This window comes from Synechococcus sp. H60.3 (genome assembly GCF_047462295.1).
Lineage (GTDB): Bacteria > Cyanobacteriota > Cyanobacteriia > Thermostichales > Thermostichaceae > Thermostichus.
Genome location: NZ_JANSIY010000211.1, coordinates 1 through 1112 on the forward strand (window position 1 = coordinate 1; position 1112 = coordinate 1112).

Consider the following 1112-nt stretch of genomic DNA (forward strand, 5'->3'; position numbering starts at 1 on the left):
AACACTGCCATCCAGCAGTGGTCTTTCCAGGTGCGGGCCGCCCAGCCCACACCCACTCCGACCCCGACACCCACACCCACACCTTCGACTGTCCAGTTCTTCGTAGATCCAGTGGGTGGAAGCGATGCGGATCCCGGTACGGCCACTCAGCCATTTCAAACAGTGGGGTATGCGCTAACTACGGCCATTGTCAGCTCTGCCGCCAACACCATTGGCTCAGGCACCGACGGAGGGACAGATGTTACAGTTACGGTTGTCAGTCCTGCAACTGAGACCGTTTCTAGCAACATCAATACCCCTTCCCTGACTAGAGGATCTGTGACAGTGGTCGGCCCTAGCGGCTTTAACCTCAATTTGAGCGGCAAGCTTCTAACTCTCAACAAGGGCTATCGTCTCAAAGGCTTCAAGATTACCAGCGGGGATCCGAGTGGCTCAGTTAATAAAGCTCCAGCCATCACGCTTGCCGGTGTGGGCACATCTCTAAACACTATGCAGATTGACTGTGAGGGCCTCGGCACTGCCGGCACACCCTTCACAGCTTTGGGTGACAGGTGTATTGAAGTAACTGCTGCAACGCTGGGCGGTACCATCTTGCTGAAAGGGCTGGAGGTTAAGATCAAAGGCGACAAAAGCTTCACTGCCGCCATCGTGCATGCAGGTAACAACACAACTCTGGAGGTAGTCAGCAGTACCATCGAATCTACCGGCAGTAGTGGCCAGGGGGTTGTGGGCGTTTTAGGTCGAGCTTCAGCAGGGCCAGTGATCGTTCAATCGAGCACGGTGGATCTCGACACAATTACAACTGGAGACAATACCAACCCAAGCATAGCCGTTTGGCTACAGAAGGGTGGCTCCAAAGTTTTGGGTCCAAGCTCTAAGATTAAGTTAAACGGTACCTCAAGCCCGACGACTGAGGAGGGGGCAATTGGGGTTAAAGTTAGCCACAGCAGCGATAATGTGGTCGTAGATGGCACCGCCTTTAGCACTTTAACTGATAACGTTGGTGTTGGCATTAAAAACGCAGCCACAGGAACGGGAACCCTAACCTTAGGCACCAACACTTTCCCTACCAGCCCCCCCTTACTGAAGAAAAATACCGATCCTTAGAAGTA

General features: G+C 53.3%; 1 pseudogene. It reads left to right on the top strand.

Features of this window, described 5'->3' with window-relative positions:
- Window positions 1-1107: pseudogene (locus tag NW841_RS12840) on the top strand (hypothetical protein); the annotation flags it as partial.
- Window positions 1108-1112 lie beyond the last annotated feature (5 nt).